At 35.3% G+C, this 2,015-nt stretch carries 1 protein-coding gene and 1 pseudogene; both read left to right on the top strand.

Annotated features, from left to right (window positions below; translation table 11 throughout):
- Window positions 1–1,109, top strand: a pseudogene (locus QVA17_RS12505) (diguanylate cyclase); the annotation flags it as partial.
- A 75-nt stretch (window positions 1,110–1,184) separates the two neighbouring features.
- Window positions 1,185–1,817, top strand: a complete 633-nt coding sequence (locus tag QVA17_RS12500) for an Hpt domain-containing protein (protein ID WP_287389333.1) — start codon at window positions 1,185–1,187, stop codon at window positions 1,815–1,817.
- The last annotated feature ends 198 nt before the right edge of the window (window positions 1,818–2,015 follow it).

Here is a 2,015-nt window from a genome sequence, read left to right as displayed (position 1 = left end):
AGATAGCAGCAATTATGGTGAATATTCTAGATCAGGAAAATAATGAGGTTATTAAGAAGACACCATTAAAGGTAGAGAAGGAAATAGCTTGTAAGGCATATAGAGATGCTACTACTGTTGGAATTCCAATCGTAAACACCATAACTAAAATTCATTTCAAGACTTCGACCCCGGAAGACTTTATTGGCAAATTCTCGGAACCTGCCATAGTTTTATTTGACTCATTTGATGGGCGTTGTCATGATACAACAAAAGGCATTGAAGCGTATCATTATTTGGAGTATGGAGAAGTCTGGTTTGATGGTAAGTCAGTTTCAACATCGGCTAGAAATCTTAAAGTGGAGCCTATTCAAAGTCAGGAAGCGGAAATCTCAGAGGATAGTTATGAGATTATCGCTGCTAAATATGAAGATCATGTAAAGCTGGAAGTAAACAGCTCTAAAGGAAAATATGATATTATCCTTGCTTTACCAGATCGTTCTAAAGCAGCATATGTTTGTCTCACTGGTGAGAATTGTCGTATTTACGATATCGTGGTTGATATTACTAATGAACTAATTAGAGAATCTGATATTCCTAAGATTGTGGATGGCGACACATTTATTAATCGAATGGAATCTGATGTTGCCAATGTTCAGATTGATCAGTATCGTTCAGCTTCAACAGAGGGGATTCCACTGGAGGATAAAATTAGACTGGATTTCCGTACTATGAGTTTGCCTTCAGCAGGTCTGGTTTGGCATTGTCCTTATATCGTTTTATATTATGCTGATGATCAAAAAATATTCGGAAAGAATTATCGTGAATATGCCTTGATAAAAATAAATGGCGAGGTGTCGGCTGATGAAAAAATTGCAGAGAACAATTTTTCAATGAAGAAAAAGGATACCTTCCCAGGTTGGGATATATGGAAGCAGAAACATAAAGAAGGACTGGAGTGTTCTGTCTCCTTTGTGAGAAAAGGAAATGCAATCGATTTTAAAACAGAAAACCTTGGAATAGAAATTGAAAATAAAACCTTAATACTTGATGGTACAAAAGAAATTTATGTTTCTATAAGTGGAGAGCAGGTTGCGTTAACAGATATACGAATTAGTAAAAAAATTTAATAATATTTATGGAAATGGATAAATATTTTAAAAAGTATGGTATATTGTACATATAATTCTTTTTGAGGAGAAAGTATGGCTGATTCATTCAGAGACGATAATGTTCCGCAGGAACTAATAGGATTGTCAGGGGTAGAGGGAATCTCTATTTCAGATGGATTGCGCTATTGTGGTAGTGTAAGAGAGTTTGATAAATATCTTAAATCCTTCTATTTAGATATAGATGAAAAAGTCTCTGAATTAGAAAAATCTTTTAAAGAAGGGGATATTTCTTTTTTTACCGTCAAGGTCCATGCTTTAAAAACAGCATCAAGAATTATCGGTGCCACCGAAATGTGCGAGTTGGCATATTCTCTTGAGATGGCTGGTAAGAGTAATAATCTTTCAATAATAGATGAGAATCTGGGACATTTATTGGAGCTTTATAGAAGCTACAAGGAAAGATTACATCCTTATATGCAGGAGAAGAAAAAACGACTGGAAAATAAAAAGCCTATATCTGAGGAAGAATTGGACGAGGCGTTTGACGCACTTAAGGAAGTGGTGCCTACACTGGATGTTGATGGGGTTGAAATGATTTTGGAGGAATTAAGCTTATATCATCTTCCTTTGGATAAGCAGGAGGTAGTTGATAAAGTGGAGTCCATGCTACGAAAGTGTGATTGGGATGGACTTGAAGAGTTGCTTGGAATACAAGCGATTAAGTGATTTAATGGGGGCGAATAGTATTGGGACATAAGGTATTAATATTGGGGGAGAAAGAATCTTTTGTAATAAAGATTCTTATGAAGAAACTTGACGATTCAGGTATAGAATCTATTTTTTCAATTTATGATTTAGATAAAATACAAGAAATGTGGGCTGAGGTTTCTGTCATTACTTTTAGTGAGGAAGAAGCTGTATCAG

The organism is Lachnospira sp. (assembly GCF_016290755.1).
Classification (GTDB): Bacteria; Bacillota; Clostridia; order Lachnospirales; family Lachnospiraceae; genus Lachnospira; species Lachnospira multipara.
Note: the sequence above shows the minus strand (reverse complement) of the source record. Positions and strands in the feature narration are given on the sequence as shown.

Bases quoted from the DNA above. Each gene is read 5' to 3' on its own strand.
- QVA17_RS12500 (WP_287389333.1), top strand. From the start codon at position 1,185: ATGGCTGATTCATTCAGAGACGATAATGTTCCGCAGGAACTAATAGGA.